At 41.0% G+C, this 26,526-nt stretch carries 27 protein-coding genes and 1 tRNA gene; 13 read left to right on the top strand and 15 right to left on the bottom strand.

All coding sequences use genetic code 11. The features are described from left to right. Positions 1-9 precede the first annotated feature (9 nt). The 4 genes from ftsH to hisA form a co-directional block, all read right to left on the bottom strand. A complete protein-coding gene (ftsH, locus tag BKH46_RS05595; protein ID WP_095225856.1) occupies positions 10-1,926 on the bottom strand; it encodes an ATP-dependent zinc metalloprotease FtsH in 1,917 nt (638 codons plus the stop codon). A 43-nt stretch (positions 1,927-1,969) separates the two neighbouring features. Next, a complete protein-coding gene (locus BKH46_RS05590; protein ID WP_095225855.1) occupies positions 1,970-2,884 on the bottom strand; it encodes a 50S ribosomal protein L11 methyltransferase in 915 nt (304 codons plus the stop codon). A 5-nt stretch (positions 2,885-2,889) separates the two neighbouring features. After that, positions 2,890-3,264: a chemotaxis response regulator CheY gene (locus tag BKH46_RS05585; protein WP_095225854.1), complete on the bottom strand. Its 375-nt coding sequence runs from the start codon at positions 3,262-3,264 to the stop codon at positions 2,890-2,892. A gap of 141 nt (positions 3,265-3,405) precedes the next feature. Continuing rightward, positions 3,406-4,128 (bottom strand): 1-(5-phosphoribosyl)-5-[(5-phosphoribosylamino)methylideneamino]imidazole-4-carboxamide isomerase, encoded by a 723-nt coding sequence (gene hisA, locus BKH46_RS05580; protein ID WP_095225853.1) that lies wholly within the window; start codon positions 4,126-4,128, stop codon positions 3,406-3,408. Positions 4,129-4,347: 219 nt separating this feature from the next. Here hisA and BKH46_RS05575 point away from each other — a divergent pair, with 219 nt between their 5' ends. The 4 genes from BKH46_RS05575 to ung are packed head-to-tail and all read left to right on the top strand — an operon-like array spanning position 4,348 to position 8,182. Then, positions 4,348-6,030, top strand: coding sequence for an N-6 DNA methylase (locus BKH46_RS05575; RefSeq protein ID WP_095225852.1), 1,683 nt, complete (start codon positions 4,348-4,350; stop codon positions 6,028-6,030). Continuing rightward, a complete protein-coding gene (locus BKH46_RS05570) occupies positions 6,027-6,488 on the top strand; it encodes an acyltransferase (protein ID WP_095225851.1) in 462 nt (153 codons plus the stop codon). The genes BKH46_RS05575 and BKH46_RS05570 overlap by 4 nt, the downstream gene beginning before the upstream one ends. A 2-nt stretch (positions 6,489-6,490) precedes the next feature. Continuing rightward, positions 6,491-7,459, top strand: a complete 969-nt coding sequence (locus tag BKH46_RS05565) for a Gfo/Idh/MocA family oxidoreductase (protein ID WP_253248311.1) — start codon at positions 6,491-6,493, stop codon at positions 7,457-7,459. 15 nt (positions 7,460-7,474) lie between these two features. Continuing rightward, positions 7,475-8,182, top strand: coding sequence for a uracil-DNA glycosylase (gene ung, locus BKH46_RS05560; protein WP_095225849.1), 708 nt, complete (start codon positions 7,475-7,477; stop codon positions 8,180-8,182). A gap of 13 nt (positions 8,183-8,195) precedes the next feature. Here the strand turns inward: ung and BKH46_RS05555 are convergent, their stop codons facing one another. The 3 genes from BKH46_RS05555 to ybeY all read right to left on the bottom strand — a co-directional run bounded on the left by BKH46_RS05555 (position 8,196) and on the right by ybeY (position 10,262). After that, the gene (locus BKH46_RS05555; protein ID WP_095225848.1) at positions 8,196-8,747 is read right to left on the bottom strand and encodes an OsmC family protein; all 552 of its coding nucleotides are present in this window, start codon (positions 8,745-8,747) and stop codon (positions 8,196-8,198) included. 14 nt (positions 8,748-8,761) lie between these two features. After that, positions 8,762-9,694 carry a cysteine synthase A gene (gene cysK, locus BKH46_RS05550; protein ID WP_095225847.1) on the bottom strand — a complete coding sequence of 311 codons (933 nt, stop codon included), beginning with the start codon at positions 9,692-9,694 and terminating at the stop codon, positions 8,762-8,764. A 139-nt stretch (positions 9,695-9,833) separates the two neighbouring features. Next, positions 9,834-10,262, bottom strand: coding sequence for an rRNA maturation RNase YbeY (ybeY, locus tag BKH46_RS05545; RefSeq protein WP_095225846.1), 429 nt, complete (start codon positions 10,260-10,262; stop codon positions 9,834-9,836). 57 nt (positions 10,263-10,319) lie between these two features. Here ybeY and speA point away from each other — a divergent pair, with 57 nt between their 5' ends. Together speA and cysE are read left to right on the top strand one after the other, a co-directional pair. Continuing rightward, positions 10,320-12,233: an arginine decarboxylase gene (gene speA / locus BKH46_RS05540; RefSeq protein WP_275542181.1), complete on the top strand. Its 1,914-nt coding sequence runs from the start codon at positions 10,320-10,322 to the stop codon at positions 12,231-12,233. 33 nt (positions 12,234-12,266) lie between these two features. Continuing rightward, positions 12,267-12,992: a serine O-acetyltransferase gene (gene cysE / locus BKH46_RS05535; protein ID WP_095225844.1), complete on the top strand. Its 726-nt coding sequence runs from the start codon at positions 12,267-12,269 to the stop codon at positions 12,990-12,992. A 147-nt stretch (positions 12,993-13,139) separates the two neighbouring features. Here the strand turns inward: cysE and BKH46_RS05530 are convergent, their stop codons facing one another. The 5 genes from BKH46_RS05530 to BKH46_RS09815 all read right to left on the bottom strand — a co-directional run bounded on the left by BKH46_RS05530 (position 13,140) and on the right by BKH46_RS09815 (position 17,466). After that, positions 13,140-15,200 carry a DNA helicase gene (locus BKH46_RS05530; protein WP_095225843.1) on the bottom strand — a complete coding sequence of 687 codons (2,061 nt, stop codon included), beginning with the start codon at positions 15,198-15,200 and terminating at the stop codon, positions 13,140-13,142. Further along, positions 15,200-15,394, bottom strand: coding sequence for a type I restriction enzyme endonuclease domain-containing protein (locus BKH46_RS05525; RefSeq protein WP_095225842.1), 195 nt, complete (start codon positions 15,392-15,394; stop codon positions 15,200-15,202). Before BKH46_RS05525 ends, BKH46_RS05530 begins: the two co-directional genes overlap by 1 nt. A gap of 148 nt (positions 15,395-15,542) precedes the next feature. Further along, entirely contained in the window at positions 15,543-16,292 is a 750-nt protein-coding gene (locus BKH46_RS05520) for a YoaP domain-containing protein (RefSeq protein WP_095225841.1), read from the bottom strand. Positions 16,293-16,318: 26 nt separating this feature from the next. Continuing rightward, on the bottom strand, positions 16,319-17,245 hold the full coding sequence (locus BKH46_RS05515) for a DUF4268 domain-containing protein (RefSeq protein WP_095225840.1): 927 nt from the start codon (positions 17,243-17,245) through the stop codon (positions 16,319-16,321). Next, positions 17,242-17,466, bottom strand: coding sequence for a helix-turn-helix transcriptional regulator (locus tag BKH46_RS09815; RefSeq protein WP_095225920.1), 225 nt, complete (start codon positions 17,464-17,466; stop codon positions 17,242-17,244). The genes BKH46_RS05515 and BKH46_RS09815 overlap by 4 nt, the downstream gene beginning before the upstream one ends. A 503-nt stretch (positions 17,467-17,969) precedes the next feature. On the opposite strand from BKH46_RS09815, the gene BKH46_RS05500 reads away from it, so the two are divergent. Beyond that, positions 17,970-18,167 (top strand): hypothetical protein, encoded by a 198-nt coding sequence (locus tag BKH46_RS05500; RefSeq protein WP_143428917.1) that lies wholly within the window; start codon positions 17,970-17,972, stop codon positions 18,165-18,167. Positions 18,168-18,183: 16 nt separating this feature from the next. Next, a complete protein-coding gene (locus tag BKH46_RS09675; protein ID WP_343286594.1) occupies positions 18,184-18,573 on the top strand; it encodes a DpnII family type II restriction endonuclease in 390 nt (129 codons plus the stop codon). 181 nt (positions 18,574-18,754) lie between these two features. Here BKH46_RS09675 and BKH46_RS05490 read toward each other — a convergent pair. Then, positions 18,755-18,845, bottom strand: a tRNA-Ser gene (locus BKH46_RS05490). 137 nt (positions 18,846-18,982) lie between these two features. On the opposite strand from BKH46_RS05490, the gene fabD reads away from it, so the two are divergent. The 4 genes from fabD to BKH46_RS05470 are packed head-to-tail and all read left to right on the top strand — an operon-like array spanning position 18,983 to position 21,473. Then, positions 18,983-19,912, top strand: a complete 930-nt coding sequence (fabD, locus tag BKH46_RS05485; RefSeq protein ID WP_095225837.1) for an ACP S-malonyltransferase — start codon at positions 18,983-18,985, stop codon at positions 19,910-19,912. A 9-nt stretch (positions 19,913-19,921) separates the two neighbouring features. Continuing rightward, positions 19,922-20,611, top strand: a complete 690-nt coding sequence (locus BKH46_RS05480; RefSeq protein ID WP_095225836.1) for a 5'-methylthioadenosine/adenosylhomocysteine nucleosidase — start codon at positions 19,922-19,924, stop codon at positions 20,609-20,611. A 9-nt stretch (positions 20,612-20,620) separates the two neighbouring features. Beyond that, complete coding sequence (locus BKH46_RS05475; protein ID WP_095225835.1) at positions 20,621-21,064, top strand: prepilin-type N-terminal cleavage/methylation domain-containing protein; 444 nt, start codon at positions 20,621-20,623, stop codon at positions 21,062-21,064. Next, positions 21,045-21,473 (top strand): type II secretion system protein, encoded by a 429-nt coding sequence (locus tag BKH46_RS05470; protein WP_143428916.1) that lies wholly within the window; start codon positions 21,045-21,047, stop codon positions 21,471-21,473. Before BKH46_RS05475 ends, BKH46_RS05470 begins: the two co-directional genes overlap by 20 nt. Positions 21,474-21,544: 71 nt before the next feature. Here BKH46_RS05470 and BKH46_RS05465 read toward each other — a convergent pair whose 3' ends face one another. Continuing rightward, positions 21,545-21,991 carry a Sua5 YciO YrdC YwlC family protein gene (locus BKH46_RS05465; RefSeq protein WP_216358700.1) on the bottom strand — a complete coding sequence of 149 codons (447 nt, stop codon included), beginning with the start codon at positions 21,989-21,991 and terminating at the stop codon, positions 21,545-21,547. Further along, on the bottom strand, positions 21,982-25,278 hold the full coding sequence (carB, locus tag BKH46_RS05460; protein ID WP_095225833.1) for a carbamoyl-phosphate synthase large subunit: 3,297 nt from the start codon (positions 25,276-25,278) through the stop codon (positions 21,982-21,984). The genes BKH46_RS05465 and carB overlap by 10 nt, the downstream gene beginning before the upstream one ends. A gap of 147 nt (positions 25,279-25,425) precedes the next feature. Here carB and BKH46_RS05455 point away from each other — a divergent pair. Continuing rightward, positions 25,426-26,526, top strand: a 1,101-nt coding sequence (locus tag BKH46_RS05455; protein ID WP_143428915.1) for a hypothetical protein, incomplete at its 3' end; no start/stop codon positions are given.

The following is a 26,526-nucleotide window of genomic DNA, read 5'->3' as shown; positions in this document are numbered from 1 at the left end:
CTTCTTATCTTAGTTTTCTTCCCTGCTGACTAATCGTGTCTGCAACTGGTTTTGTGTTTCATATTCTGCGATAATCTCTCGCACCCTCGCCCCATCAATCACTTCTTTTTCAAAAAGCTCCTTGACCATCTTTTCAATCGCTTCTTTATAATCTTGCAAGGTTTGCTTGACATGGATATAGCGGTCATTGAGTGTCTTTTTGATAAAGCTATCCATACTTTCAGCTGTCTTTTCACTGAACTCGCGCGCACTCCCCATGCCACCACCCAAAAACGCATTTCTAGGCTTTTCTAAAACCATCAACCCACTCACATCTGTCATACCATAATAGCTCACCATCGATTTGATAATATCCGTAGCCCGCTCAAGGTCATTGCTAGCCCCTGTAGAGATTTCGCCCAAAAACACATCTTCAGCAGCACGCCCCCCTAGCAACACATCGACTTCTGCAATCAACTCGTGCTTTTGCATCAAATATTTATTTTCTTCAGGCGTATTGAGTGTATAGCCCAACGCAGCCATACCTCTTGGAATAATAGAAACTTTATTCACCCTAGCAGAGCCCTCAGTCATCTCAGAAATAACAGCGTGCCCACTTTCGTGATAAGCGACAATCTTTTTTTCTTTAGGCGAAATGCGCCGAGATTTTTTCTCTAGCCCTGCAATACCCCTCTCTACAGCCTCTTTGAGATGTTTTTGACTGACTTCTTTTTGGTTTGCTCTCCCAGCGAGCAAGGCTGCTTCATTGATAATATTTGCCAAATCAGCCCCTGCAAGCCCAGCTGTGAGCTTTGCAATCTCTTGCAAATCAACATCTCTACCCAATTTCACACTTTTAATATGCACTTTTAATATCTCTACCCTGCCATTAAAATCGGGTTTATCCACCAAAACTTGCCGATCAAATCTGCCCGGTCTGAGTAGCGCAGGATCTAAGACTTCAGGTCTGTTTGTAGCTGCTAGCACAATCACAGGGGCATTTTCTGAGCCAAAGCCGTCCATTTCAGCCAAAAGCTGGTTGAGTGTTTGCTCCCGTTCATCATTCCCACTAATCATACCCCCTGCAGCCCTAGACTTCCCAATCGCATCGATTTCATCAATAAAAATAATGCTAGGGGCTTCTTTTTTAGCCATTTCAAACAAATCCCGCACTCGGCTCGCACCAAGCCCTACAAACATCTCAATGAAACTACTCCCACTCATAGAAAAAAACGGGACATTTGCCTCACCAGCCACAGCCTTTGCCAAAAGAGTCTTTCCCGTCCCCGGAGGGCCTACAAGCAAGACGCCCTTAGGGATTTTTGCCCCCAAAGATGCATATCTATCAGGATATTTGAGAAAATCCACAATTTCAACAACCTCTTCTTTGGCCTCTTCGTTCCCTGCCATATCATCAAATTTGACTTTTGGTTTTTCGGCATTGACAAGCTTCTTTGAGCTCCCCATACCAAAAATCCCTCCACCCATATTTTTCTGCATACGATTTGCCATAAACATCCATAATCCCAAAATAATAAACACAGGGAGCAGCCAACCTAGCATTTCTGTGAAAAAATTCGATTCACTAAAACCACTATATTTAATTTTTTGCTCATCTAGCAGAGGGACTAAAGATGCATCTTGCACCTTTTTTGCTACATAGACTATCTTTTGTCCATTGAGAGTAGCGCGGGCTTTGATGATGGTCTGTCCGATACTGACAGATTCAACTTCTTTATTTTTGATGAGTTGTTTGAGGTCATAATAATCGATATTTTTTGTCGTCGTCGAGCCAAAGCGATCTGCCAATCCACCCTCTTGTGGACCCATAACGCGAAAAGCAATCAGAGCAATCACAACAAAAACAATAAACAACAACACGGGGTTTTGCGTGAAGGGTTTTTTATTATTTGGGTTGTTTGGATTTTGATTGTTGTTTTGTGCCATTTTTCCCTCGTTTCTAAAATTTTCGTATCAATTCTAAATTATATTATTTTTGAGTAAGTTTTATGCTTACCCACTCATCTTTGTCTGAAATCTCAAGCACTCTAAAATCCTTAAATGTATCCAAAACAGACTGCTTGTAATCCTCCAAAATCCCTGATAGAATCAAAATAGACTGCGGCTTGAGCGCAAAAAGAAAATCACCATAGAGCATTTTAATCACATCTGCAAGGATATTTGCAATGATAATATCATATTTTTGTGGGGCTTTGTCGATAGAGCCCTCCCAAATCCCATCAACACACAAACCATTGAGGGCAAAATTTTTATAGCTCTCATCAATAGCAAGTGGGTCTGTATCGCATAAATGCACCCTTGCGCCTAATTTTTTAGCCCCAATCGACAAAATACCACTCCCACAACCCACATCAAGGACATCTTTGCCCTCTAAAGACATAGAAGAAAGCATTTGTAAAACCATCGCTGTGCTGCTATGATGGCCTGATCCAAATGCTAAGGCTGGGTCGATGATCATATCGATCTTGCCCTCTATTTTTTGGTGCCAGCTCGGTCGGATATGGAACTGCCCGCAAGTGATGGGGGTAATGCTGTCTTGATAGCTTTGTATCCAATCTTGATTTTTGCACTGCTTGATTGCATAAGCTGCACCTACAGGATAGCCCAAACGCACAGATACAATCGAACAAAATTCATGCAAATCAGGGATTAGAGCAGTCTTGGGGTCTTTGTCTGTATAAATAACAAAGATTTTAGCTACTTGAGGGAGGGCTTGAGTATGGATATAATGGCATTTTTGGGATAATATCGCCATATCTGCCATTGGGTCTTTTGGGGGCTCTCTTTCTTCGATAGCCCCTCCTGTATGTTCGATCAAAAAATCTGCAAATACCTCAGGGCACTCACTGACCCATAAAACCATTTCAAAATAATATTCTTGCATCAATTTCAGTCATTGATCCCTAAAACAGCTTCTAGTTTTTCCTTCAATACCTGCGGTGTAAAGGGCTTAACGATATAATTATTCACACCAGCCTTCAAGGCTGTGATCACTTCTGCCTTGCCACCCTCTGTTGTCACCATAATGATGGGAATATCTCCATATCTGCTATCTGCACGCACCTTTTTGACAAGCTCTAGCCCGTTCATCTCAGGCATATTCCAATCTGTGATAAGAACTTGAATATTTTCAGTGGTATCAAGAAGTTGCCACGCTTCCACGCCGTGCTCAGCTTCTAAGATATCATCATAGCCCAAACGCTGCAGTGTGTTTTTTATGATTCTTCTCATTGTTGAACTATCATCTACGACTAAAAGCTTCAATTTTCACTCCTTAAGCATCAACCCAAAATTTAAAAGCAACCAACCCCACCACCCAAATTTACTATGCAGAATCATAGCACAAATTCATCAAATCACAAATATTGCCATCTGCTGCCACCAATCATCTCTGGCTAATTTCTCTTAAACAAAGCGTTGCAACACTGCCCCCAAATCAATCTTGCCCTCATAATAAGCCCTGCCAATAATCACACCACCTCTGATATGTGCCTCTTCAAAACGCTCCTTGAGCCTTGCTAAATCCCCCTCATCTCTAAAGCCCCCACTAGCGATACAAAAGCATTGACTTGCTTGTGCAATCTGGAGAGTGAAATCAATATTAATCCCACTCAAAGCCCCATCTCTGCTTATATCTGTGCAAATCAGTGCTTGGATTGCTGTATGGCTAAATTCCTCTGCTAAACTCACAGCGCTCACCTCCCCTGTATGCACCCACCCCTCTGTAGCGACCTTGCCATCTCTAGCATCGATACCTACAGCGATGGGATATTTTTGTGCCATAGCTTGGGTGAAATCAGGATCACGCATCGCCACAGACCCCAACACCAAGCGATCAATCCCCATCTCTACATAGGTTTGAATCGTTGCTTCATCGCGGATACCCCCACCAAGCTGGATTTTAATCTTGCAAGATTTTTTGATCTCTTCTATCACAGAAAGATTGCTAGGCTTACCGCAAAACGCTCCGTCCAAATCAACGATATGCACCCACTCTGCACCAAAATCTTCAAACTTCTTTGCAAAATCTTGCGCACTCCCATAGATTTTAGCACTCGCCATCTCGCCCTTGTATAACCGCACAGCCTTGCCATCTTTGAGATCAATTGCTGGAAATATCTGTAGCATTACCCACTCCTTGTGTCATCAAAAGCTTTCTTTGAGCGCATTTGGCTTGATTGCTCGCTTCATAGAGATTCTACCAAAAACAGCTTAGATTTTCTTTGATTGTGCATTTTTTAGAGATTATGATAAAATAGCCCCCAAATACTATGATTGCTAGATACTATATTGATTGTTCTATAAACAGCCACGCCCAAAAATAAAGGCGCGATAGATTGGAGATTGATGAAAAAATTGCTGGATTGCTTTGAATATTTGAAACGTTATCACATCGATATGCTCGATAGTATGAGTATTATTCTAGAGCTTTTTATCCTCAAAATCCAAAGACCCAAAGAACTCCAATCCCTTATCCACCAAGAAATGCGTAAAGACACACTCTATCAAAATCTAAAAACTCTTATCCAAAGCCTTATAAAGCCTGCTTTTTATGTCGGGATAAATCCCAATATCAATATCTTAAAAATCCTAAAAATTATCGATCAGACCCCACTAGACAACCAGATCATCGAACAATTCCTCCATACCATCACCCAAAAAAAAACCTCCAACAAACTCTATTACTACTCCACCCCCCTAGAGGTCAATCAACTCCTCATCTCCCTCCTAGACATCATGCCAAATGATGAAATCTACAACCCCTGCTATGGGATTGGAAGCGTGTTTTTGAGTATCGGTAGTGTGACTTTAGATATCAAACTCTATGGTGAAGAGCTCGATGAACGGCTCTCTAATATCGCCCATCTAGTCGCCCAAGTAGCCCAAATCAAAGACACAAAACTCTGCGTCAATGACATCTTAAAACAGCCAACTTTTAAGACAAAAAACGGATTTGAAAAGTTCGATAAAGTATTATGCAACCCCCCATTATACGCACATATGGGTATAGAATATCTCAAAGAAGATGAGCGCTTTGGCAAAATGGGCATATTAGTCAAAAACTACCCCGAACTCATTTTTCTAACCCACGCCCTCACCCATCTCAAAAAGCGAGGTGTCTTTATCATACGCAACCAAACACTCCAAAAATCATCTCTGGAAGAAAAATTGCGCGAAAAGCTCTGCAGAGAGCAGATGATTGAAGCAATCATCGAACTACCCAAAAACATATTCCCCCATCAAAATTATGAATTCTCAATCCTAGTCATCTCCCCTGAAAACAAAAATATCTTGCATATCAATGCCAATCATGAATATTTTTATCGCAAAGATGGGAAATACAATCGCTTGATCCATATCGATGAGCTAGCCAATATATTCAAACAAAAGCTCCAAACCACCTATTCCACGCTCACCCCCATTGAACATATCCAAACCCACGACTTGAGGGCACAAACCTATGTCAATCGGATATACACGCCCACGCACACCGATACGCTCCAATCACTGGGTGTTGAGATTTTCAGAGGACAAAGAGTCTATGGAAGTCCCAAAGATACGCCGATAGAATACTATGATGTGGGGATTGCTGATTTCAAACCTTATGGTATCACAGAGAATTTTGAAAACAAAAAATACTATGGAGATAAGACCAAAATCAAAAAATATGCCCTGCAGTCTTATGATATTTTGCTTTCTTTGCGAGGAGTTTCCCCTAAAATCACGCTCTTAGGCGAGCTCAAAAGCTGCTGTGTCGCTAATGCTGGGATCATCACACTCAGGGCAAAAAACAAGCAAATGGCCATTGCCTTGTATTGTTATTTTTTTGGCAAAGATGGGGAAAATGCCCTAAAAAAAATCTATGAACAAAGTGGTGAAAACACCGTAAATATCGAGAGTCTTTATCTCCTAGATATTCCTGAGGGCTATAAGAAAAATGCTCAAAAAACTTTCAATACACTCAAAAAATTAGGCGAAGAACTCGAAATGATAGAAGATAAAATCCAAAAACTCAAAGAAGCGCAATGAAAACCTCTCCCTCTCAAATCAAAGATGTCACTCATGGCAAAAATGTCCATATCATCACCCCTTGCAATCTCTATGGCTGCACACTGCTTGATAATGTATTTATCGGCCCCTTCACAGAAATCCAATCTGATGTCGTGATCGGGGAAAATACAAGAATCCAAAGCCATAGCTTTATCTGCTCTTTGGTGCGTATTGGCAAAAACTGCTTCATCGCCCATGGCGTGATGTTTGTCAATGATCTTTTTGAAAATGGAAAACCCGCAAAAGACAAGCAAGGCTGGAAGGGTGCTGTCATCGGAGATAATGTTTCTATCGGCACGCACGCTACCATACTCCCTGTGAATATCTGTGATGGTGTCGTGATTGGGGCAGGGAGTGTGGTCACTAAAGACATCACACAAAAAGGTATCTATGCAGGCAACCCCGCTAAAAAACTCCGTCCCCTCAAGGGGCTATGATTATGCAAGCAGCGATTATCGGTTATGGCTATTGGGGGATCAATATCGCCAAAAGCTTACTAACAAGCAACTATTTTACGATAAAAACTATCTTTGATACAGACACTCAAAGAGTCATTGAAGCCCAAAAAACCTATTGTTTTGAACTTTATGCTGATTTTGACTCTATCCTCAAAGACAAGACAATAGAAGCCATATTCATCATCACACCCCCACACACGCACTACAAGCTCGCAAGCCAATCTTTAAAGGCTAAAAAACACGTCTTTGTAGAAAAACCTCTAAGCACCAATATTCAAGAAGCCTACGCACTCTATGACCTCGCGCAAAAAGTGCAGCGCACACTCCACTGCGACCATACCTTTTTATACTCGCCTGCGCTCAAATGGCTCAAACAACATATTGCGACCTTTGGCGATATTGTCTATATCAACTCCCGACGCATTAATCTAGGGCTTTTCCAAAGCAGTGTCGATGTCATCTGGGATCTAGCTATCCACGATCTCTCCATCATCGATTACCTCATCGGACTTGATATCAAAAAATCTAAGACTTTTTCAAAAAAATATCGCAACTACCCCAATGACGCCCTTGCTAATATCAATTTAGAACTCCATAACGGAGTCATTATCACAATCAATGTTTCTTGGCTCTCGCCCATAAAGGTGCGCGAAATGATTATTGGAGGGGAGAAAAAAACAGCTATTTATGATGATACCAAAAGGGATAAAATCACCTTGTTTGATACAGGCGTGATCATCAAAGATGAATTTGACAAAAACAGCTTGTATCAAAAAATGATCGCTTACAAGCTAGGGCAGCAAGAAATCCCTATTTTAGAGAATTTTATGGCACTGGATTCCTCCATTGCTACATTTTATGAAACCATCTCAGACAAAACTTCCCATCAAACCCAAAAAGAACATGTCCTCAGAGTGATCCAAGCCCTAGAAATCATCTCAAAATCTTAGCGATTAAGGAAATTTATGCCACGCAATACACTTGCAATCACCCCAGAGTGGCAAGCACTGCTTGCAGAAGAATTTGATAAGCCCTATTTTAGCACCATCAAATCACACTATATCAAAGCAAAGAGCCAAGGAGCGATCATCTACCCACCCAGCAAGCTCACTTTCAATGCCCTCAATCTCACCCCACCCTCTAAAGTCCAAATCGTGATTTTAGGTCAAGACCCCTATCACGGGAGCTTTATCTCTGATGGCGTGCAAATCCCTCAAGCAACAGGTCTGTGCTTTTGTGTGCCGCCCAAAGCCCCTATTCCCCCAAGCCTTAAAAACATCTACAAAGAACTCCACAACTCCATTGGCTTTGAGATTCCCAACCACGGAGATATATCTGCTTGGTGTGCTCGAGGGGCTTTGCTACTCAATGCGATTTTTAGTGTTGAAAAAGGCAAACCCGGCTCACACGCCCACTTTGGTTGGGAAAACTTTAGCGATAGTATCATACGATGTGTTTCTAGGCATTGCCATCAGGTGGTTTTTATGCTTTGGGGGAATTATGCAAGGAAAAAGGCTTCTCTCATTGATACAAATAAACACACCATCATCACAGCCCCACACCCTAGCCCCCTTGCACAGGGCTTCTTAGGCAGTGGAGTCTTCTTGCAAGCGCAAATGACCTTTAAACTCCAAGGCAAAGCACCTTTTGATTGGAGTTTAAAAAATATCTAAATCCCTAGAAATTTCACTCCACTTCTAAGCACACATTACGCATTAAAGTATTGGCCACAGGCGACCATTTTTTAGCGTGTGCGATCAGGGCTTTTTGCACTTCTTCTGAAGCATTGCTCTCTAAAAGGACTTTGACTCTAATATCAGTAAAGCCCAAAGGCTTGCTTGTATCAAGATCCCCTACCCCCCAAACAGCTGTGATATTTAAATCCCCCTCTAGCTCAAGCTCTAGCTTAGAAATCACGATATTTTGGGCGATAGCATTAGCGTGGATCCCCACAGCAATACAGCTCCCCAATGCTGCTAAGAGCGCTTCACTAGGATTGGGCGCTGTATCATCGCCCAATAGAGTGGGTGGTTCATCAACGATATAAGGCTCAAGATTGCGGATATAATTAGCGTGTCTGAATCGCCCCTCTGCGATAGTTTTACACTTCAAGGTCTTGATAACTTTGGGGTTTTGTTTGCCACTTAAAGCAAGTTCTTCGAGCTTTTGCTTATCAATGGGGTCTAACCTCACGCAAGAGGGAGCGAGTGTGTCATGAGTTTTTGATGGTGGGTGCATTGAAAATCCTTTATTTAAAAATGATGGTGGGGTGTATCAAACAATTCCGTGCTCAAATACCTCTCTGCAGTATCACAGAGCATTGTAACAATATTTTTGCCCGGGAATTTTTGAGCCAACTGCGTAGCAGCCCATAGATTTGCCCCCGATGAAATACCAATCAAAATCCCCTCTTGTTTAGCTGCCATCGAAACAAATTCATAAGCATCTTGAGTTTGGACTTCCAGCACCCCATCATACAAAGAAGTATCGAGATTTTTAGGGACAAAGCCCGGTCCGATACCTTGTATTTTATGCGCCCCAGCCTTACCTCCAGAAAGGACAGGCGAGAGTGCGGGCTCAAGGGCAAAAATCTTGACACTAGGATTGTGCTCCCGAAGCACTCTACCAACACCTGTAAGCGTGCCCCCCGTGCCCACTCCAGCGACAAACACATCAATATCTCCTTTGAGCGCATCAACGATTTCTTTGGCTGTAGTTTGGCGATGGATCTGAGGGTTATTGGGGTTTTCAAACTGCTGGAGTATGTAAGAATCAGCGATTTCTTCAGAAAGCTCCAACGCCCTCTGCACAGCACCTGTCATTCCCTTTTCAGGGGCTGTGAGTTCGAGTTGTGCACCAAGCATAGTCATCAATTTACGCCGTTCAATACTCATCGAACTTGGCATTGTCAAAATCAGCTTGATCCCCAAAGACGCACACACTGAAGCAAGTCCAATACCTGTATTCCCGCTTGTTGGCTCAATGAGCGTTGTATTCAAAGTGATCTTTTTTTCTTCTAAAGCCTTCATCACCATATTCAAGGCAATTCTATCTTTGACAGAGCTATTGGGGTTCATGAATTCACATTTCCCAAAAATATTGGCACCATATTTTGCCGAAAACTTCTGCAATCGCAGCAGCGGGGTGTTTCCAATAATATCTAACAATGATTGTGCTACTTCCATATTCTTACCTTTTTACCTTGATCGTTTACTTGTAACTTGCCTCTGCAGACAAGTGTGTAACCCATCATATTTGAGGGAACTTTTAGATTCTAGCAAGACAATATTAACACGACTATAGTGGTGCAAAAAAGTAATATATTTATTCATTTCTTAAAATCAAACTTTTGGGCAAAGAAAATATTTGAATAATTTCCTCTTCTTTTTGCCGCTGCTCGCCTGTATCTTTTTCGTGGTCGTAGCCCAAAAGATGTAACACCCCATGAGCAAACAACAAAGCAATCTCAGCCTCTATAGAATGCCCCAACTCGCTAGCAACCCTCTGTGCCATATCGACATTAATCACCACGCTCCCCAAAGGCAAAGGCATACCAACAATACCCATATCCTCCAAAGGAAAGCTCAGCACATCTGTCGTTTCAGGTTTAGATCGGAACTCATGATTCCACGCAGCAACTTGTTTATCACCACTTAAAATAAGCTCTATATCCCTTGTGCTAAGGCTTTGGGCTATTTGGTGTAGCAAGGTATAATCAAAGGTCTTTTGCGTCTGATTACTGATTTCTAGCATAATAATCCTTACAATGAGTCATACATATGGCTTTGATTATACAAACCCTACATTAAAATCCCATATAAATGTTATAATTTACTCCAAAAGAGAGAAAATTTATCAAAGGATCATCTTATGGTCGATTATGGTATCAAATTCTGGTCAAATGAAGATTTTATCATTGATGATGGTGTCGTCAAAGTCAATCACAAAGGCAAGCCCGCTATTATCGATATTGTCAATGAAGTCAGAGAAAAGGGCTATAAAGGTCCTATGCTGATCCGTTTCCCCCATCTCATACAAAAACAGATTGAAAAGATTTTTGCCACCTTCAAAGCCTCAATCCAAGAATACAAATACAAAGGCAAATTCAAAGCCGTATTCCCGCTCAAAGTCAATCAAATGCCAAACTTTGTCCTCCCACTTGTAGCTTGCAGTCAAGATCAGTGCTATGGACTAGAAGCAGGGAGCAAATCAGAGCTCATCATCGCAATGGCCTATACCAACAAAAACTCCCCTATCACTGTCAATGGCTTCAAAGACAAAGAAATGATTAGCCTTGGCTTCATCGCAGCAAATATGGGACACGATATCACACTCACTATTGAAGGACTCAACGAGCTTGAAACCATTATCGAAGTCGCCAAAGAGATGGGCACCCCTTATCCTAAAATCGGGCTGCGTATCAGACTCCATAGCACAGGAACAGGTATCTGGGCAAAAAGCGGGGGTATCAACTCCAAATTTGGACTCACAAGCACAGAACTGCTTGAAGCCATCAAACTGCTCGAAGACTCCAAGCTTTTAGGGCAATTCACGATGATCCACTTCCATATCGGCAGCCAAATCAGTGATATTTCTCCACTCAAAAAAGCGATCCGTGAAGTGGGGAATATTTATGCTGAGCTCCGAAAAATGGGAGCAGGCAATCTCACTTGTGTCAATATCGGTGGGGGGTTAGCTGTCGAATACACCCAACACGAGGGCAACAACAATCGCAACTATACTTTGAGCGAATTCAGTGGAGATGTGGTGTTTTTACTCAAAGAAATTGTAAAAAACAAAAAAGAGCTCGAACCTGATATTTTCATCGAATCTGGTCGGTATATCTCTGCAAATCACGCTGTCTTGATTGCCCCTGTTTTGGAGCTTTTTTCCCAAGAATATGACGAAAAAGCCCTCAAACTCAAAGAAAAAAACCCACCCTTGATCGAAGAAATGCTCGATCTCTACCAAAGCATGAGTGAAAAAAATGCCATCGAATACCTGCACGATAGCTTTGATCATATGGAATCGCTACTCACGCTCTTTGATTTGGGCTATATCGACTTACAAGACAGAAGCAATACTGAAGTGTTGGTGCATCTCATCATCAAAAAGGTCATCAAGCTTTTGAAATACAAAAACCACAACGATATTATTCGTATCCAAGAGCAAGTCCAAGAAAGATACCTTTTGAACTGCTCATTTTTCCAAAGCCTGCCTGATTATTGGGGCTTAGGGCAGAACTTCCCTGTAATGCCACTCAACAGACTCAACAGACGCCCCACACGCAGCGCAAGCCTATGGGATATCACTTGTGATAGCGATGGCGAAATCGCTTTCAACTCAGGCAAGCCATTATTTTTGCACGATGTTGATGTGACTAAAGAAGAATATTTTTTGGGATTTTTCCTCGTGGGAGCTTATCAAGAAGTCCTTGGTATGCGGCACAATCTCTTCACCCACCCCACTGAATTTAGCGTTGTCTTTGATGATGAACTCAACAAAGGCTATGAAATCCAAAACCTCCTAGAAGCCCAGACTATCCTTGATGTGCTTGATGATCTTGATTATGATACAAAAGAAATCGAGCGCATACTCAAGCAAAGGATTGAAGACAATCAAGAGATTGATGAAGATACAAAAAAAGAGGTGCTGGGCCAACTTTATGTGATGTTGAGCGAAAATGGCTATCTGCGCACCATCATCAGCAGCGAAAAAAGCTAGACCAAACCAAACCAACTATGCAAGGGAGAGCAAATGGAAGAAAAACCCATCGGACTTTGGAAACTCATCAGAGAAGATTTCAGTGTCCCCCTTTGCAAAGACCCTGCCATCAGCTCAAAAATCGAGCTTTTTTTTAATTATCCAGGGTTGATTGCTCTTGTGCATTATCGTATCGCCCATCGCTTGCATTTAGCAGGATTCAAGGTGCTTGCACGCGTGCTGATGGGCTTCACGCAATTCCTCACAAATATCGATATCCACCCTGCTTGCAAAATCGGACGCAAAGTGTTTATCGACCACGGGATTGGCGTAGTCATCGGCGAAACAGCTGAGGTTGGCGATGGAGTCACGATCTATCAAGGCGTGAGCTTGGGGGGCGTGAGTTTAGAGAAAGTCAAGCGCCACCCCACATTGCAAAAAGATGTCGTTGTAGGCGCTGGGGCAAAGATACTAGGAAATATCACGATTGGAGAAAATGCCAAAATCGGAGCAAATTCTGTTGTCATCAGAGATGTCCCAGCAGGCGCTACAGCTGTGGGAATCCCTGCGCGCATCATCAACAAAGACAAAACCAAAGATGAAAACCAACCAATGCAACCTATCCAAAAACTCCCTGATATCGACAAAGAACTTTTCAGATATTTGATAAAAAAAATCAACCTCATCGAACAATCCATACAAGCCACCCCCAAAACCACCGAAGAAGAGAGCGAACTCACAGATTTGTATGAAAACTATATCCGCTGTATCAAAGATTAAATGCGATAGTGGTGGGGGGGGGATAAAAGTATTGAAGGAAAGACAAGCTAGAAAAACTCGTCCAAAAGCTTCTGCCCACAAAGCTTAGCCAACCAAATTTAATGATAAAAATTTACAAATTGAAAAGACCAAATAAGCAAAGCTTGGCTAAATCATAAAGAATTTATCCAATTCAAACCTAAAAAAATCATCTACCCTATCCCTATATATGGCAAATTCATCATTGTATCTCAGATTTCCATCTGCATCCAAATTAATATTCTCAAATTGTCCATCTTCTACTAGTTTATTGATAACATTAAGACTCAAGCCCAATCTCACCATATTTAACTTTGACTCATCGTTTGTGCCGTAAGTCAATATGTTATACTGATCCAAAGTTATCAAGCCATAATCAAGCATTAGTTGAAAAAATTTACTCAGCTTAAAGCTAATAAAATCTTCCTCCATCTTTACTTTGACAATTGATAAATTTGCAAGGTCGGCATCTGTTTTTCTTCCTAAGTCAACAAAATTGGTCTTTCCTGATGTGTTTCCTTGATGATTAACTTCACCAAAACTAGAACCGATATATTGCAAATGCGTGCTATTTTCTCTTTGGCTTTTTAGATAAGAAAATGTTAATGACACTTTTTCTTTTAACGATTTCTGCATGTAATCTGCTATAAAGCTATCATAATACTCAGTAGCTGCATTGTTTTGTAGCCGCAATATTTCAAAGTCTTCAATATAAGTCTTGAGTCCTTGTATAAATACGGTTTGGATCTTTTTTATAACAGATATATCTACAGAGTTAATTCTCTCTAATTCGATGCGTCTATAAATCTCCTGACACAAATCATCGCTTATCTTATAGACTATATCTAGTCCGAGTTTTAGCATATCCTTTTGAAGGATTTGAGCAGGATCTTGCGGATTTGAAAAAACAATGGTTTCATTGGTCAAAATGGTTTCACATTTTTGTTTTTTCTTCTGTTGTGCACTATTCTTACTAAACTTCTCCTTATCAAATTTTTCAAGCAATGGGTTGCAAACATCATCATCAAAATCATTAGTCCTTAGGCACTTAATTTTCTTAGTCATATCGCTACCAGCTCTACAAAACTCTTTGTTGTTTATAAAATGTATTTTGGGTGATAACTTATTTAAGTCTTTAATATCTTCTGTAAATATCATATTTAACCGATTGACTCTACCAATTAAATTAACAAGAGAGTTGCGTTTTAGATTATTTGGCTGCACGATAAATAATGAATCTATCGGGAGATTTATACCCTCCAAAATAACATGGTTTGCTACTAAATAAGATATTTCTGGAATGGTATTGAATTTATGCTCTAAATAATCCTTAACATTATCAGGAACCTTGCCATGGAGGTATATAATCCCTTTTTCTAGAAATTTTGAAATATAAAAATCATCATGTACATGTGTTTTGAGATTTCTTATTACTTCTTGGATTGCTGGCGAGTTGATATTTTCGCAAACCCCTATTCGTTCAAATAGTTTTGCAGCAAACTGCACTACTTTTTTGGGAGCATATAAATATATAAAGTTTTTACATTCCTTGTTGTTTAATATATATGCTATCCCATCTGTGTTATCTGTAGTCCTTGGTAAATCATAAAATTCATTAAAAAATCTATTATATAAACGATGATTACCATTTAATTGATATTCATATATTTTAGGTTCCTTGATATTAAATTCAATTTTATGCTGCATAATATTTTGATGTGTCAGTGCAAGATTTTTACTATCGCTTATCATTGGAGATAAATACAAAACCTTGTTATTTGCATTTCGTAAATTGTTTGTTTTTATAAACCTTGTCAATAAAACACTCTTGCTTTCCATTAACCAAATTTCACCATTTAGGGAATAAAGTCCATCAAATCCCTTTTTTATAGAATGCTCTTCAAGGTTAAAAAACAAGCACTCTTGTTTATAGTCATGTGATTTCATATAGAGGTGGATAAAAAATTCAGCAATTGCTCCCATTTTTAAGTTATCTGACCAACCATCTAATGTGCTCTTAATTCGCTGCTTTACAGCCCGTATATCACCTCCTTGTATTCCTTCGCAAATTGAAGATATGTGCTTATCCAAAACCACTTTCATATCATTATCAATAGCCTGCAAGTCAAAGACACTTATTTGCAAATTATTTTCTTGTTTGGTGGTATCTAAAAATGGCATATTTGGCATCACATTTCCTCATCAGCCCATATTTCGCATTGGGCTATAACGATAGTTGTGGCGTCTTCTATGCTTTCAGATGGGTATTTATATTTTTTAAGAAATCGTTTGACCAAACATCGCATACCAGCACGGGTGCTTTCTTTTTTCTGCCAGTCGATGGTGCGGTTTTTGCGTAGCTTTTCGGTAAGCTCTTTTGTCATTTTGCTCAGTTACCATTCTAAAAATGATACAATGTAAACGATGCCGTGTTCATTTGCACACGGCTGTAACGATTGGGTGCATAGGCTGCTGCCGCACTCATGGACATGATCTCCTTTAATTATTTCTATTGGTTAAATCAAATTTTTTCTATTTGCTCTGAATCAACTTCAAAAACTTTTTGTCATTAAATTGCTCATTCGTCAAAAACTCGCCATTGTAAAACATCGCATAAGAGGTGCAGGGGCTTGGTGCTGCCTGTGCCTGTTCTTTTGTTTCAATGTGGATTGCCTTGAATGGGATATTGTTTTCGATAGCTGTCCTCTCAACTATCGGAACATACTTTCCATTAAACGGGCACTGGCTTGTATAATACAAAACATAACCCTGTTCTTTAATATGCGGATGCTTGGCTGCTTGCGTAAATCTTGGAATAGCAGCATTTTCGTCAAACGGGAGACACATCAGATTGATTCCAGCTTCGGATGTATCTGCGACTTGGAATCCCTTATAAAGCAGATGTTTCGGATCAGAAAGATATGGTTTCTTCCTTGCTGAAGAAAGAATACAAAGTCCCGATTTTCCTTTTGCCTTACTGTCCTCGATGCACCTGTTTAGCAGATCATTTGAATAGCCGTGTCCTTTGAAGAAACCCGATACCCAAAAGCAGTCGATATACATATAGTTTTCTGCAAGGATAGGAACCCACGCATTTTCGGTAGGAACATACTCAATGAAGCATTTTCCTCTTTCAGCACTTTTCAGAAAAACAAGACCGTCATCAAAGCACTGCATCATCCAATCTTTTTTGGTGAATACTTGGACATCTTTGTTATTGGAAATCGCACAGCAAATGTGCTCTTTTTCGATATTTTCCTTTGTTACTTGTATATATTCCATTCCTTTTCCCTCCGTTAAATCCAAATTTACAGGTACTTCTTAAATCCTATTTTCATCTTCAACATCACATCCACCAGCCACTCAAATTGCTCACTCCATTTGGATTTATTGCTAAGTGCCACTGATTTTTGTACTACTATTCTGCTTGCCTTCTTTTCTGGCAGTTCCCGCCAATCAAAAGAGAAACCAGCGGCTGCTTCAATATCATCCTTATTCTGAAGCAATGAATTGAACAGTTCTTTATCTTCATTAATATACAGTTCCACCACCAGTTCATCACGCTTTTGTATCTGCGACACTGCAATATGGTAGGCAGAAGAACCCACACTAAAGTTCATCCATTGATCAGTGGATGGCTTGCGGCGATTAAAATTCTTCGCAAACTGTGGATTTTTAAAAGCGTAATCCTCAAAGGCTACCCAGTAGTCATACCTTTGCTGTTGGGTTTCATTGATGGATTCGTTTTTCTTAACCTCCTTTGTCCAGTCATTCGGTTTCTCAATTACCTCAAACTTTACAGCTGGCTCTGATGCTCCGATTTTATACAGTTTGATTTCACAGAGGAAAAATCCGATTTTATCATCTGTGTGGTTATTCAGCCATTCGATTGCTGCCTTATGTTCTTCACGAGCGTGTTTAACAACCCAAATAATCACATCTGCTGATTTCCCAGATGCATAGGTTATCAGCTTGCCAAGATGGTCATGGTTTGTATCCTCCAGCTGATTTTCTATGATGATTTTCCTATCAGCCCCAGTTTCGGAAGCATAAATATCCACATTGAAATCACCAACAGAGGACTCTGTTTCATCGACTGTAATCTCCAAGCCTACTGCATCTGCAAGCAGACTGATATTATCATCCTGTGACAACCACGGAGTGAAATCCAATGCTTCGTGTGGCCACACGGTACGTAGGTCTTTTATTTCTTCTAATATTCCTAATGGTTTCATTCCGTATTTCCTCCTTCGCTCTGCCTTTTCACATAGATCAGTTCTATATCATACCCCAATGCTTCCAGTATCTGCACAAAGGTTTTATTTACCACACTATCCTGCTTTTTTATGATGCGATTTACATACAGACTAGAAATTTCGACTTTTTCTGCCAACTGTGCCTGCGTGATGCTTCCCTCTATGCATTTGACCCTTACATCTATTCTGTATAGTTTCATATAAAATAGAAGTGCGTTAATATCTTTCACAAATAAGACAATTCATCATATCACACTTCCTGCCGTTTTACAATCTCCACAGAGCAATGTTTACAAAATAACCAAAAAGAAAATACCCTGCAATCTCTGCAAGATATCCGTGTGTATCTCTGTTTGGTTTTATTCCTGTATTTCCGAGCCGTCTTTGAATGTGACGGTTATATTTTTGTCCTTATCCACTATGATATATTCGACCATACTGCCCCACATTCTGACATCGAATTCTGTGATAGGTTTTCCATACTATCCGAGGGTTTCAATGAAATCCCTATATGTATAGAATTATTGGATAAAAAAGAATTTTCATTAGAAGAAATTTATTCGTTTGAAGCTTTTCTGAAAATTAAACACCCTACCAACAATAATATCCAAGCAAAAATCAGGCAACAATTACAAATATTAAGGGATAATCGTTATATCAAATTCACAGAGAGAGGACAATATAAACTATTATGAGGAAATATTTGTTTTATACGACTGATGGTTATACACAAGATGAAGATTCAAAGGATATTGAGAATTGTCAAATACTTGGTTTTTCAAACGGATTAGATGAGAAATCTGCATATAATAATTTAATAAAAGAAAATTCTTACTTGAAAGAATATAAATTCAGTTCAATCATTGCTCAAGAAATATTTGGGGAACCTTTGTATATTTGATTGATAACAAAATCATATCATTAGCAATTTGGTTGATTATGCAACGGGAGTGGAAACGGGGTTAGATTCAAATGCTCGTAAAAATCGTGGCGGTCATTTGATGGAAAACCTTGTTGAAGGCTATATTCAAAAAGCAGGATTCATCAAAGACAAAAACTATTTCAAAGAAATGTATATCAATCAAATGCAGAAAAAATGGAGTCTGGATTTGTCTGCGATTTCCAATCAAGGAAAAATGGAAAAACGATTTGATTTTGTTATCAAGACTGATGAGCAAATTTATGTTATAGAAACTAATTTTTATGCGAGCAATGGCTCAAAACTCAACGAAACTGCAAGAAGTTACAAGACATTAAGCCCAAGAAGTCAAAACAATCGATGGGGTAACATTTATTTGGTTTACTGATGGTTGCGGCTGGAATAGTGCCAAAAATAATTTAGAAGAAACTTTTGATGTGCTTGATACGATTTATAATATCAAAGATTTGGAAAATAATATCTTGAAAAAGATAAAGTAAAACAATGTTGCTAATGGAGTTCATAAGGCTTTAAATTTTGTTTGTATGAAAACTTGCAGATTGAAACTATGGCGGACAGGGAGGGATTCGAACCCTCGGTAATCTTGCGACTACGCGTCCTTAGCAGGGACGTGGTTTAAGCCAACTCACCCACCGGTCCAAAAGACTTCTGATTGAGGATATGCCAAAACAGAAAGTGTATTTTAGACTAAAAATCATAAATTACAACTTAACACCCCAAAAATTCCTAGCAAAATATGATAAAATCACGATTTGATAACGCACCAAAGGTTTGTGATGAAATATGCTTTTATTTTCCCCGGGCAAGGCTCTCAGAGTGTCGGTATGGGCAAGGATTTTTATGATAATTTTAGCCACGCTAAAGAGCTCTTTGAAAAAGCTAGCGATACCTTAAACATCGATATGAAAAAGCTGCTTTTTGAAGAAAATGACCAACTCAACAAGACCCAATACACCCAACCAGCGATATTTCTAGTTAGCTACATCGCCCATAGTATTTTCCAAGAAGAGTTTCCCTTATTGCCTCAAGTCGCACTGGGGCATTCTCTCGGTGAGATCAGCGCACTCTGTATCGCAGGGGGAGTGAGCTTTGAAAATGCCTTGCAGCTCACGCACAAAAGAGGTGCATTGATGCAAAAGGCTTGCGAGGGCAAAGAAGCAGGAATGATGGTCGTAGTGGGGCTTGAAGACTCAAAGCTCGAAGCATTTTGTCAAGAAAGCTCCAAACAAGGCAAAAACCTCTGGTGTGCCAACTACAATGCAGAGGGGCAGATAGTCATCGCTGGCAGCAAGCCCGATCTCATAGAAGCCACAGAGCCCATCAAGGCAATGGGGGCAAAACGCGCACTCCTGCTCCCTATGTCTGTAGCGAGCCATTGTCCAATGCTCGCAGAGATTTGCGCTCCGTTCAAACAGCTCCTAAGCACTTTGCTTGATGATCAATTTTCCATAGATGTGCTTTCTAATGCGACCCTACAGCCCTATCACACCCAAGCAGACGCCATCAAGCTCCTCACAGAACAGCTCATCTCCCCTGTGTTATATAAGCAGTCGATCCAATCCCTAGAGGGCAAGGTCGATGCCTTCATTGAATTTGGTCATGGCGGGGTGCTCAAAGGTCTGAATAAGCGCTTGAGTCCAAAGCCTACCTACAATATCGCAGATCTTGCTACGCTCAATGAAACCATCACACAAATCCAACAATAAAGGAAACAAATGAAAATCGGCATTATCGGTGCTATGCACGAAGAAATCACCCCGTTGCTAGAGATTTTTGGCGCGTATGAAGAAATCCTTTTGGGGGGCAATGCCTTTTATCACATCACCTACAAAGACGCTGATATTTATATTGCTTATAGCAAAATCGGCAAAGTGCACGCTGCACTGACTGCTTCAAGTATGATTTTGCACTTTCAATGCGAACAGATTATATTCAGTGGCGTAGCAGGGGGCTTGAGAGGGGATTTGAAAGTTGGAGATTTATTGATTGCCACTAAGCTCTGTCAGCACGATGTCGATATCACTGCCTTTGGGCACCCGTTAGGCTTTATCCCTGAAAGCAAGGTCTATATCTCAGCAGACCCCAAGCTCAATAGCATTGCTAAATCTGTCGCCAAGCAACACGCTATCAACCTCAAAGAGGGTATCATCGCCTCAGGCGACCAATTTATCCATAGCAGTGAAAAAAAGCAATGGTTGATAGAAAAATTCGGTGCTGATGCTGTCGAGATGGAGGGGGCTAGCGTGGCAGTGGTGTGCGATTTATTGCAAGTGCCCTTTTGCATATTCCGATCCATCAGTGATAGTGCTGATGGCACAGCAGATGTGAGCTTTGATACATTTTTAGACTCTGCTGCAAGGGTGTCAGCACATTTTGTCAAAAATATGATAGATACTTTACTCTAAGGAGCTAAGATGAGAAATGCGTTCAGTATGATTGAATTGGTTTTTGTGATTGTTATTATCGGTATTATTGCTGCGATTGCAATCCCTCGTCTTTCTGCTAGCCGCAGTGATGCGCAATATATCGCTATCAAAAATGACTTACAAACTATCATCAACTCTGTGCAGACCAAAAGCCTCACTGAAGACATCGACCCTGCTACAATCAATGGGGATTTTATTATGGATACAGCCCAATTGAGCCCCACGCGATGGATCCCCACGACAAATGGCGTGCGGCTTGCTAAAGATGGCACTATCGATACAGCAAATAACTGCGTGTTGGTAGAGTATTCTGCAAACACCCTACAAGTATCCATCGACCCCTCTATCACCTCGCCCTTATGCCAAAAGCTCGCCAAATCCTACCCCAAACAAATTTCTATCTCTCTTGATAATGCCTCCATCAAGCTCTAGGGCTTTCAGTCTTTTTGAGATTATCCTAGCCCTTGTGGTGCTTGGTATTATTCTTTCTATAGCAATGCCACATCTGAGTGCGAACAAAAAAACTTGCGAGCTCAAGCTCAACACTAAGCTCAGACTCACCCAAAGTCAAGTCGCAGATTTCTATACCCGAGTCCATCTTGATAGCAAGAGGGTTAATCCTAAAGAGGTGATAATGATTCTATCTGCACTCAATCAAGAGGGCACAAAAGACTGCTTCTTGAAGTTTGACCCCCAAAGCCTTACTATCTCAGCAAGAGCCTACACCCAAAGCACGATTTTTAACATCGCCCCTAAAGACCTTTTGAGCAATCCAAAGATATTCTGCCCATTAGATGACCCTTTATGCAAAAAACTCAACTACAAAACCAGACAAAAATAACCCCCCCCCCCACAATCAAAAGCCCCACAAAAAAAAAGGGGGGGGGGGGCAAGACCTCCACCGATCAGGCACTACCTGATTGGGAGAATTTTTGATTGATTGATTTGAAAAATCCTAGATGGTTTGCCTGCAAAAATCCCACGAGTATCCCACACCACAACATCACACATCTCCAAGGCTTCTTGATACACAAAGCCCTTGCCTGTCTTATTAGCAGAAGTCGAATACATCTGAGTGAATCGCTGCAAAAATCCTAAATGCATCACATCTTTGATGACACGAAATGCTTGATGGTTGGGGTAGATAAAAGTGCTTTGTGTAGCCCTGCGGACACGATTTTTAAACTTTGCTGGGACTCGGAGCGTATTTGTGAGTGTCAAAAGAGAATCCACTTCTTTTAAAACTGGCTGGTCTATGGCTCGCCCTTTGATGGCATTGAGCCTAGCAGAATCTGTGCTCAAAAGCCCTGCAGTCGTGTCAGTTTGAGCAAGATAGATAGCCCCATGGGTCAAAGGCACAAATAATCCTGCAAAGCAACTGCCTCATTGACATCTCCCCCACGCATTTCTTTGAGCGCTTCAATAGCGACCTCTGCCCCTGCTAGAGTGGTGAAATAAGAAATCTGATTTTTGAGCACCTGAATACGGATCAGCTTAGCGTCTTCTTTGTTGGATTTATTATCGCTTGTATTGATTGCCATTGCGATCTTGCCATTTGCCATCAAATCCTGTATATTAGGGCGCCCCTCAGAGATTTTAAGCACTTTAGTCGATGGAATTCCTTTGGATTCTAGGATATGATGTGTCCCCTCTGTAGCACAAATACTAAAGCCCAATGCGATAAACTCCCGCACCATATCGCAAGCTTGGGATTTATCTCGATCGCTCAATGAAACAAATATCTGCCCTGAATCTGGCAAGGTATTCTTGCAAGCAATCTGACTTTTTGCAAAGCTCAGACCAAACTTCTTGCTAATCCCCATCACCTCGCCTGTGCTTTTCATCTCTGGACCTAGCAATAAATCAGCCCCATAAAGTTTATTGAAAGGGAACACAGACTCTTTGAGCGCAACATATGGGAGTGCCTTGGGCTTATAAATCCCTCGCTCAAAACACACAAATTGAAAATGATCATAATATTCTAAGCACTCTTTGAGATTACCTTGCCACATCACTCTTGTAGCGACCTTTGCCAAAGGCACGCCTGTTGCTTTGCTTACAAACGGCACGGTGCGGCTTGCGCGTGGATTGACCTCGATGAGATAAAGCTCTTGTTTATAAATCGCATACTGCACATTCATGAGTCCCACCACGCCCAAATTCAAGGCTATTTTAGCTGTCGTGTCTTCGATTTCTTGGAGGATATTTTCTGGAACACTGATTGTTGGCAAGGAGCTAGCAGAATCCCCTGAGTGGATCCCTGCTTCTTCGATATGCTGCATGATTCCGCCAATATAAACATCTTTGCCATCACAGATAGCATCGACATCTAGCTCAATGGCCTGATCTAAAAATTTATCAATCAGTACTGGAGAATCTTCACTGACTTTCACGGCCTCTTCCATATAAAGCCGCAAATCTTCGTTGTTATACACAATACGCATTGCCCTCCCCCCCAACACATAGCTTGGGCGCACAAGCATAGGGAAGCCGATTTTATCAGCGATCTCATAAGCCTCTTCTTTGGTAAAGGCCACGCCATTTTCGGGCTGTCTGAGATGATTGTCTTTGACAAAGGCTGCAAACTTCTCTCGATCTTCGGCAATATCAATGACTTTCGCACTTGTCCCAATGATTTTAGCGCCGATTTTAGTGAGATTTTTTGAGAGTTTCAAGGGAGTCTGTCCCCCAAAATGCACGATAATGCCATCAGGCCGCTCTCTTTCTATCACCATACGCACATGTTCAAAGTCGATGGGTTCAAAATAGAGCACATCACTGGTGTCATAATCTGTGCTCACTGTTTCTGGGTTGCAGTTATACATAATGCTTTGTATACCCATATCTTCAAGCGCAAAACTCGCGTGCACACAGCAATAATCAAATTCAATGCCTTGACCGATACGATTGGGCCCTCCACCAATAATCATTACCTTAGGCTTTGTGCCATCAGAAACATTTGTCTGCAAATCTTGTGCGTTGAAACTCTCAAAATGCTCTTGCAAAAAGCCATCGGGCAAAGTTGTAGAATACAAATACGGCGTGAGTGAGGGGAATTCTGCTGCACAAGTATCAACTTCTTCATAGACTGCCTTGACACCAAGGGTATTTCTGACCTGATAGACTTCAGCCTCGCTCATATCCATTTTTTCATTTTTTTTGATCCACTTAGCAATCATCTTATCGCTAAAGCCCAAAGACTTGATTTGACGCATCAAAGAGGGCTTATGCAAAATATCGGCTGTGATCTGAGATTCTGCTTGGACAATGCGAGCGATTTGGTGCAAAAACCACGGATCGATACTGCTAAGTTCATGAATATCTTCAATACTCAAGCCCTGTCTGAAACCATCAGCAATATAAAGCAAGCGATTGGCATTAGGACGGCGGATTTCTTTACGGATTAGCTCCAAATCCCCGCTCAAGCTCTCAAACCCACAAATCCCTGTTTCTAGGCTGCAAAGAGCCTTTTGAATCGATTCACAAAAATTCCCTCCAATCGCCATAACCTCCCCGATACTCTTCATGGAAGTGCTGAGTGTAGAGTCTGCTTGAGGGAATTTCTCAAAAGTCCAGCGCGGGATTTTAGTCACGATATAATCAATGCTTGGCTCAAAGCTTGCGGGTGTTGTGGTGATGTCATTTTTGATTTCATCAAGCCGATAGCCCACAGCTAGCAAAGTAGCGACTTTAGCAATCGGATAGCCTGTCGCCTTGGAAGCTAAAGCCGAGCTGCGACTCACGCGGGGATTCATCTCAATGACTATCATGCGTCCTGTTTTGGGGTTGATAGCAAACTGCACATTACTCCCACCAGTATCCACGCCAATCTCACGCAAAATCGCAAAGCTCGCATCGCGCATTCTCTGGTATTCTTTATCTGTCAAGCTCAAAGCTGGAGCGATCGTGATACTATCGCCTGTATGCACCCCCATGGGGTCTAGGTTTTCGATAGAACATACAATAATGCAATTATCAGCTTGATCTCTGATAACCTCCATTTCATATTCCTTCCAACCTAGCAGCGATTCTTCGATCAAAATCTCCTTGATAGGCGAGGCTTCAAGCCCATTTTGTGCTAGAGTTTTGAATTCATCGATATTATAAGCAACCCCGCTCCCCCCGCCAGCTAGCGTATAACTCGCACGAATAATCAAAGGAAAGCCGATAGCCTTAGCGGCCTCTAGCGCTTCATTTTCATCATATGCATAGCGACTTTTAGGCAAATCCATACCGATTTTTAGCATTGCTTCTTTGAACGCTTGCCTGTCTTCGCCCTTTTTGATAGCGCTCGGTTTAGCGCCTAAAAATTCAATCCCCTCAAGCAGGCCTTTTTCATACATACTCATTGCGATATTTAAAGCTGTCTGACCACCCATCGTGGGCAAAATCGCGTCAATCTTTTCCTTGCGGATAATATCAGCTACAATCTCTTCAGTGATGGGCTCGATATAAGTGCGATGGGCAAATTCTGGATCTGTCATGATTGTAGCAGGATTGGAATTGATCAATACGACCCGATAGCCCAAAGATTTCAGCGTCTTGGCAGCTTGAGTGCCTGAATAATCAAACTCGCAAGCCTGTCCAATCACAATAGGCCCTGATCCAATCAAAAGTATGGTGTTTATATCTTCTCTTTTTGGCATATGTTTCCCCAAAATATTTTCTTAATTTTAGTGCAAGAAAGTCTAAAAGTAACTTAATATTGGTCGATACAAAGATGTATATATTTTTGACATCAGTCCTAAGTCATGGAATCATAATTTTAAAATCTCAAATTTAAAGAAATCCTTTTGGCATCTAAACGCAAAAATTTTGGCTTTGTTGTTTTGTTTGTCATTCCTGCCCTTTCTTTTGGGGTCACCGGAGAGTTCCACCCCCTAGACGCCCACTACAGCACTGATACTACCATCAATGAAAACTACACTTTTGAAAATTCTGATGCTGATCCTGCAAAATTCACAGGCATTTTATTCCAAGGCTTTAATACAATGCAAATCGATCCCAACGCCACTTTGACGATTAATATGCGGACAAAAGGCCATTATCTGGGCTATTCGGGGACTATATTTCGAGGTCAAAACGGCGATACTTATACCATCAATGGTGGCAATCTTGTCTTCAATATCCAAGAAGCCCAAAAAGCCCCTAGGACTAATGGGATTGAGGGAATGATCATGACCCAAGCAAAAAATTATTTTAAAAACGCAAATTTTGATTTCAATACTAATTTTTATCTCTATGCAAGCCCTGATGTCTATATCCAAAGAGGTGTATTCACTTCTAATGGCAACAATGGCGGGTATTTCAAATTTACCAAAAATGTATTCATTGATGTTTCTCAAATGCAGCCCTCACAAGGCTGGGGCGCGGGCAAAAATGGCAAGGGTTATCGCATGATTTTTAGCCTAGAGGGGAGTGGAGCAGTCTATCTCAACTATAATGAAGCCACGAAAACAACTCTGAATCCCAATAACATTATCCAACTCAAAGGCGACCTCTCTGCAGAAAGCACCTCAAGAGGGAATATCAATATCAATCTTGATAATCCCCAAAGCTTTTTTCAAGGCAGAATATCCATCGCTAGAGGCTCACGATCTGTAATTGAACTCTATCTCAATCACGGGGGCAAATGGATCTTAAATGCGAGCTCACAAATCACTACCTTAGACGCCAACAATGAAGCTTATGTGGTCGATAACCAATACGCCCATATCGATAAACTCGCTGTGATAGATTTCACACAAGTTGCTGATGATGGTATCTCCCACCGTCTCACCTCCACCACCTTTGCACCACGCACACTCAAAGTCGATACAATCAATGGCGCTAATGGAGTCTTTCGCTTGATGGCAGATATGCAAAATGGTCAAACAGACAAGATAGAAGCAGGG

Origin of the sequence: Helicobacter sp. 12S02634-8 (assembly GCF_002272865.1) — a bacterium.
GTDB lineage: Bacteria > Campylobacterota > Campylobacteria > Campylobacterales > Helicobacteraceae > Helicobacter_J.
The sequence above is the reverse complement of the archived record's forward strand: the minus strand, read 5'-3'. Positions and strand labels throughout refer to the sequence as shown.

Excerpts from the sequence above, each read along its gene's own strand:
- ftsH (WP_095225856.1), bottom strand. The coding sequence starts at position 1,926 with ATGGCACAAAACAACAATCAAAATCCAAACAACCCAAATAATAAAAAA.
- BKH46_RS05590 (WP_095225855.1), bottom strand. The coding sequence starts at position 2,884 with ATGCAAGAATATTATTTTGAAATGGTTTTATGGGTCAGTGAGTGCCCT.
- hisA (WP_095225853.1), bottom strand. The coding sequence starts at position 4,128 with ATGCTACAGATATTTCCAGCAATTGATCTCAAAGATGGCAAGGCTGTG.
- BKH46_RS05575 (WP_095225852.1), top strand. The coding sequence starts at position 4,348 with ATGAAAAAATTGCTGGATTGCTTTGAATATTTGAAACGTTATCACATC.
- BKH46_RS05570 (WP_095225851.1), top strand. The coding sequence starts at position 6,027 with ATGAAAACCTCTCCCTCTCAAATCAAAGATGTCACTCATGGCAAAAAT.
- BKH46_RS05565 (WP_253248311.1), top strand. The coding sequence starts at position 6,491 with ATGCAAGCAGCGATTATCGGTTATGGCTATTGGGGGATCAATATCGCC.
- ung (WP_095225849.1), top strand. The coding sequence starts at position 7,475 with ATGCCACGCAATACACTTGCAATCACCCCAGAGTGGCAAGCACTGCTT.
- BKH46_RS05555 (WP_095225848.1), bottom strand. The coding sequence starts at position 8,747 with ATGCACCCACCATCAAAAACTCATGACACACTCGCTCCCTCTTGCGTG.
- cysK (WP_095225847.1), bottom strand. The coding sequence starts at position 9,694 with ATGGAAGTAGCACAATCATTGTTAGATATTATTGGAAACACCCCGCTG.
- ybeY (WP_095225846.1), bottom strand. The coding sequence starts at position 10,262 with ATGCTAGAAATCAGTAATCAGACGCAAAAGACCTTTGATTATACCTTG.
- cysE (WP_095225844.1), top strand. The coding sequence starts at position 12,267 with ATGGAAGAAAAACCCATCGGACTTTGGAAACTCATCAGAGAAGATTTC.
- BKH46_RS05530 (WP_095225843.1), bottom strand. The coding sequence starts at position 15,200 with ATGCCAAATATGCCATTTTTAGATACCACCAAACAAGAAAATAATTTG.
- BKH46_RS05525 (WP_095225842.1), bottom strand. The coding sequence starts at position 15,394 with ATGACAAAAGAGCTTACCGAAAAGCTACGCAAAAACCGCACCATCGAC.
- BKH46_RS05520 (WP_095225841.1), bottom strand. The coding sequence starts at position 16,292 with ATGGAATATATACAAGTAACAAAGGAAAATATCGAAAAAGAGCACATT.
- BKH46_RS05515 (WP_095225840.1), bottom strand. The coding sequence starts at position 17,245 with ATGAAACCATTAGGAATATTAGAAGAAATAAAAGACCTACGTACCGTG.
- BKH46_RS09815 (WP_095225920.1), bottom strand. The coding sequence starts at position 17,466 with ATGAAACTATACAGAATAGATGTAAGGGTCAAATGCATAGAGGGAAGC.
- fabD (WP_095225837.1), top strand. The coding sequence starts at position 18,983 with ATGAAATATGCTTTTATTTTCCCCGGGCAAGGCTCTCAGAGTGTCGGT.
- BKH46_RS05480 (WP_095225836.1), top strand. The coding sequence starts at position 19,922 with ATGAAAATCGGCATTATCGGTGCTATGCACGAAGAAATCACCCCGTTG.
- BKH46_RS05475 (WP_095225835.1), top strand. The coding sequence starts at position 20,621 with ATGAGAAATGCGTTCAGTATGATTGAATTGGTTTTTGTGATTGTTATT.
- BKH46_RS05470 (WP_143428916.1), top strand. The coding sequence starts at position 21,045 with ATGCCTCCATCAAGCTCTAGGGCTTTCAGTCTTTTTGAGATTATCCTA.
- carB (WP_095225833.1), bottom strand. The coding sequence starts at position 25,278 with ATGCCAAAAAGAGAAGATATAAACACCATACTTTTGATTGGATCAGGG.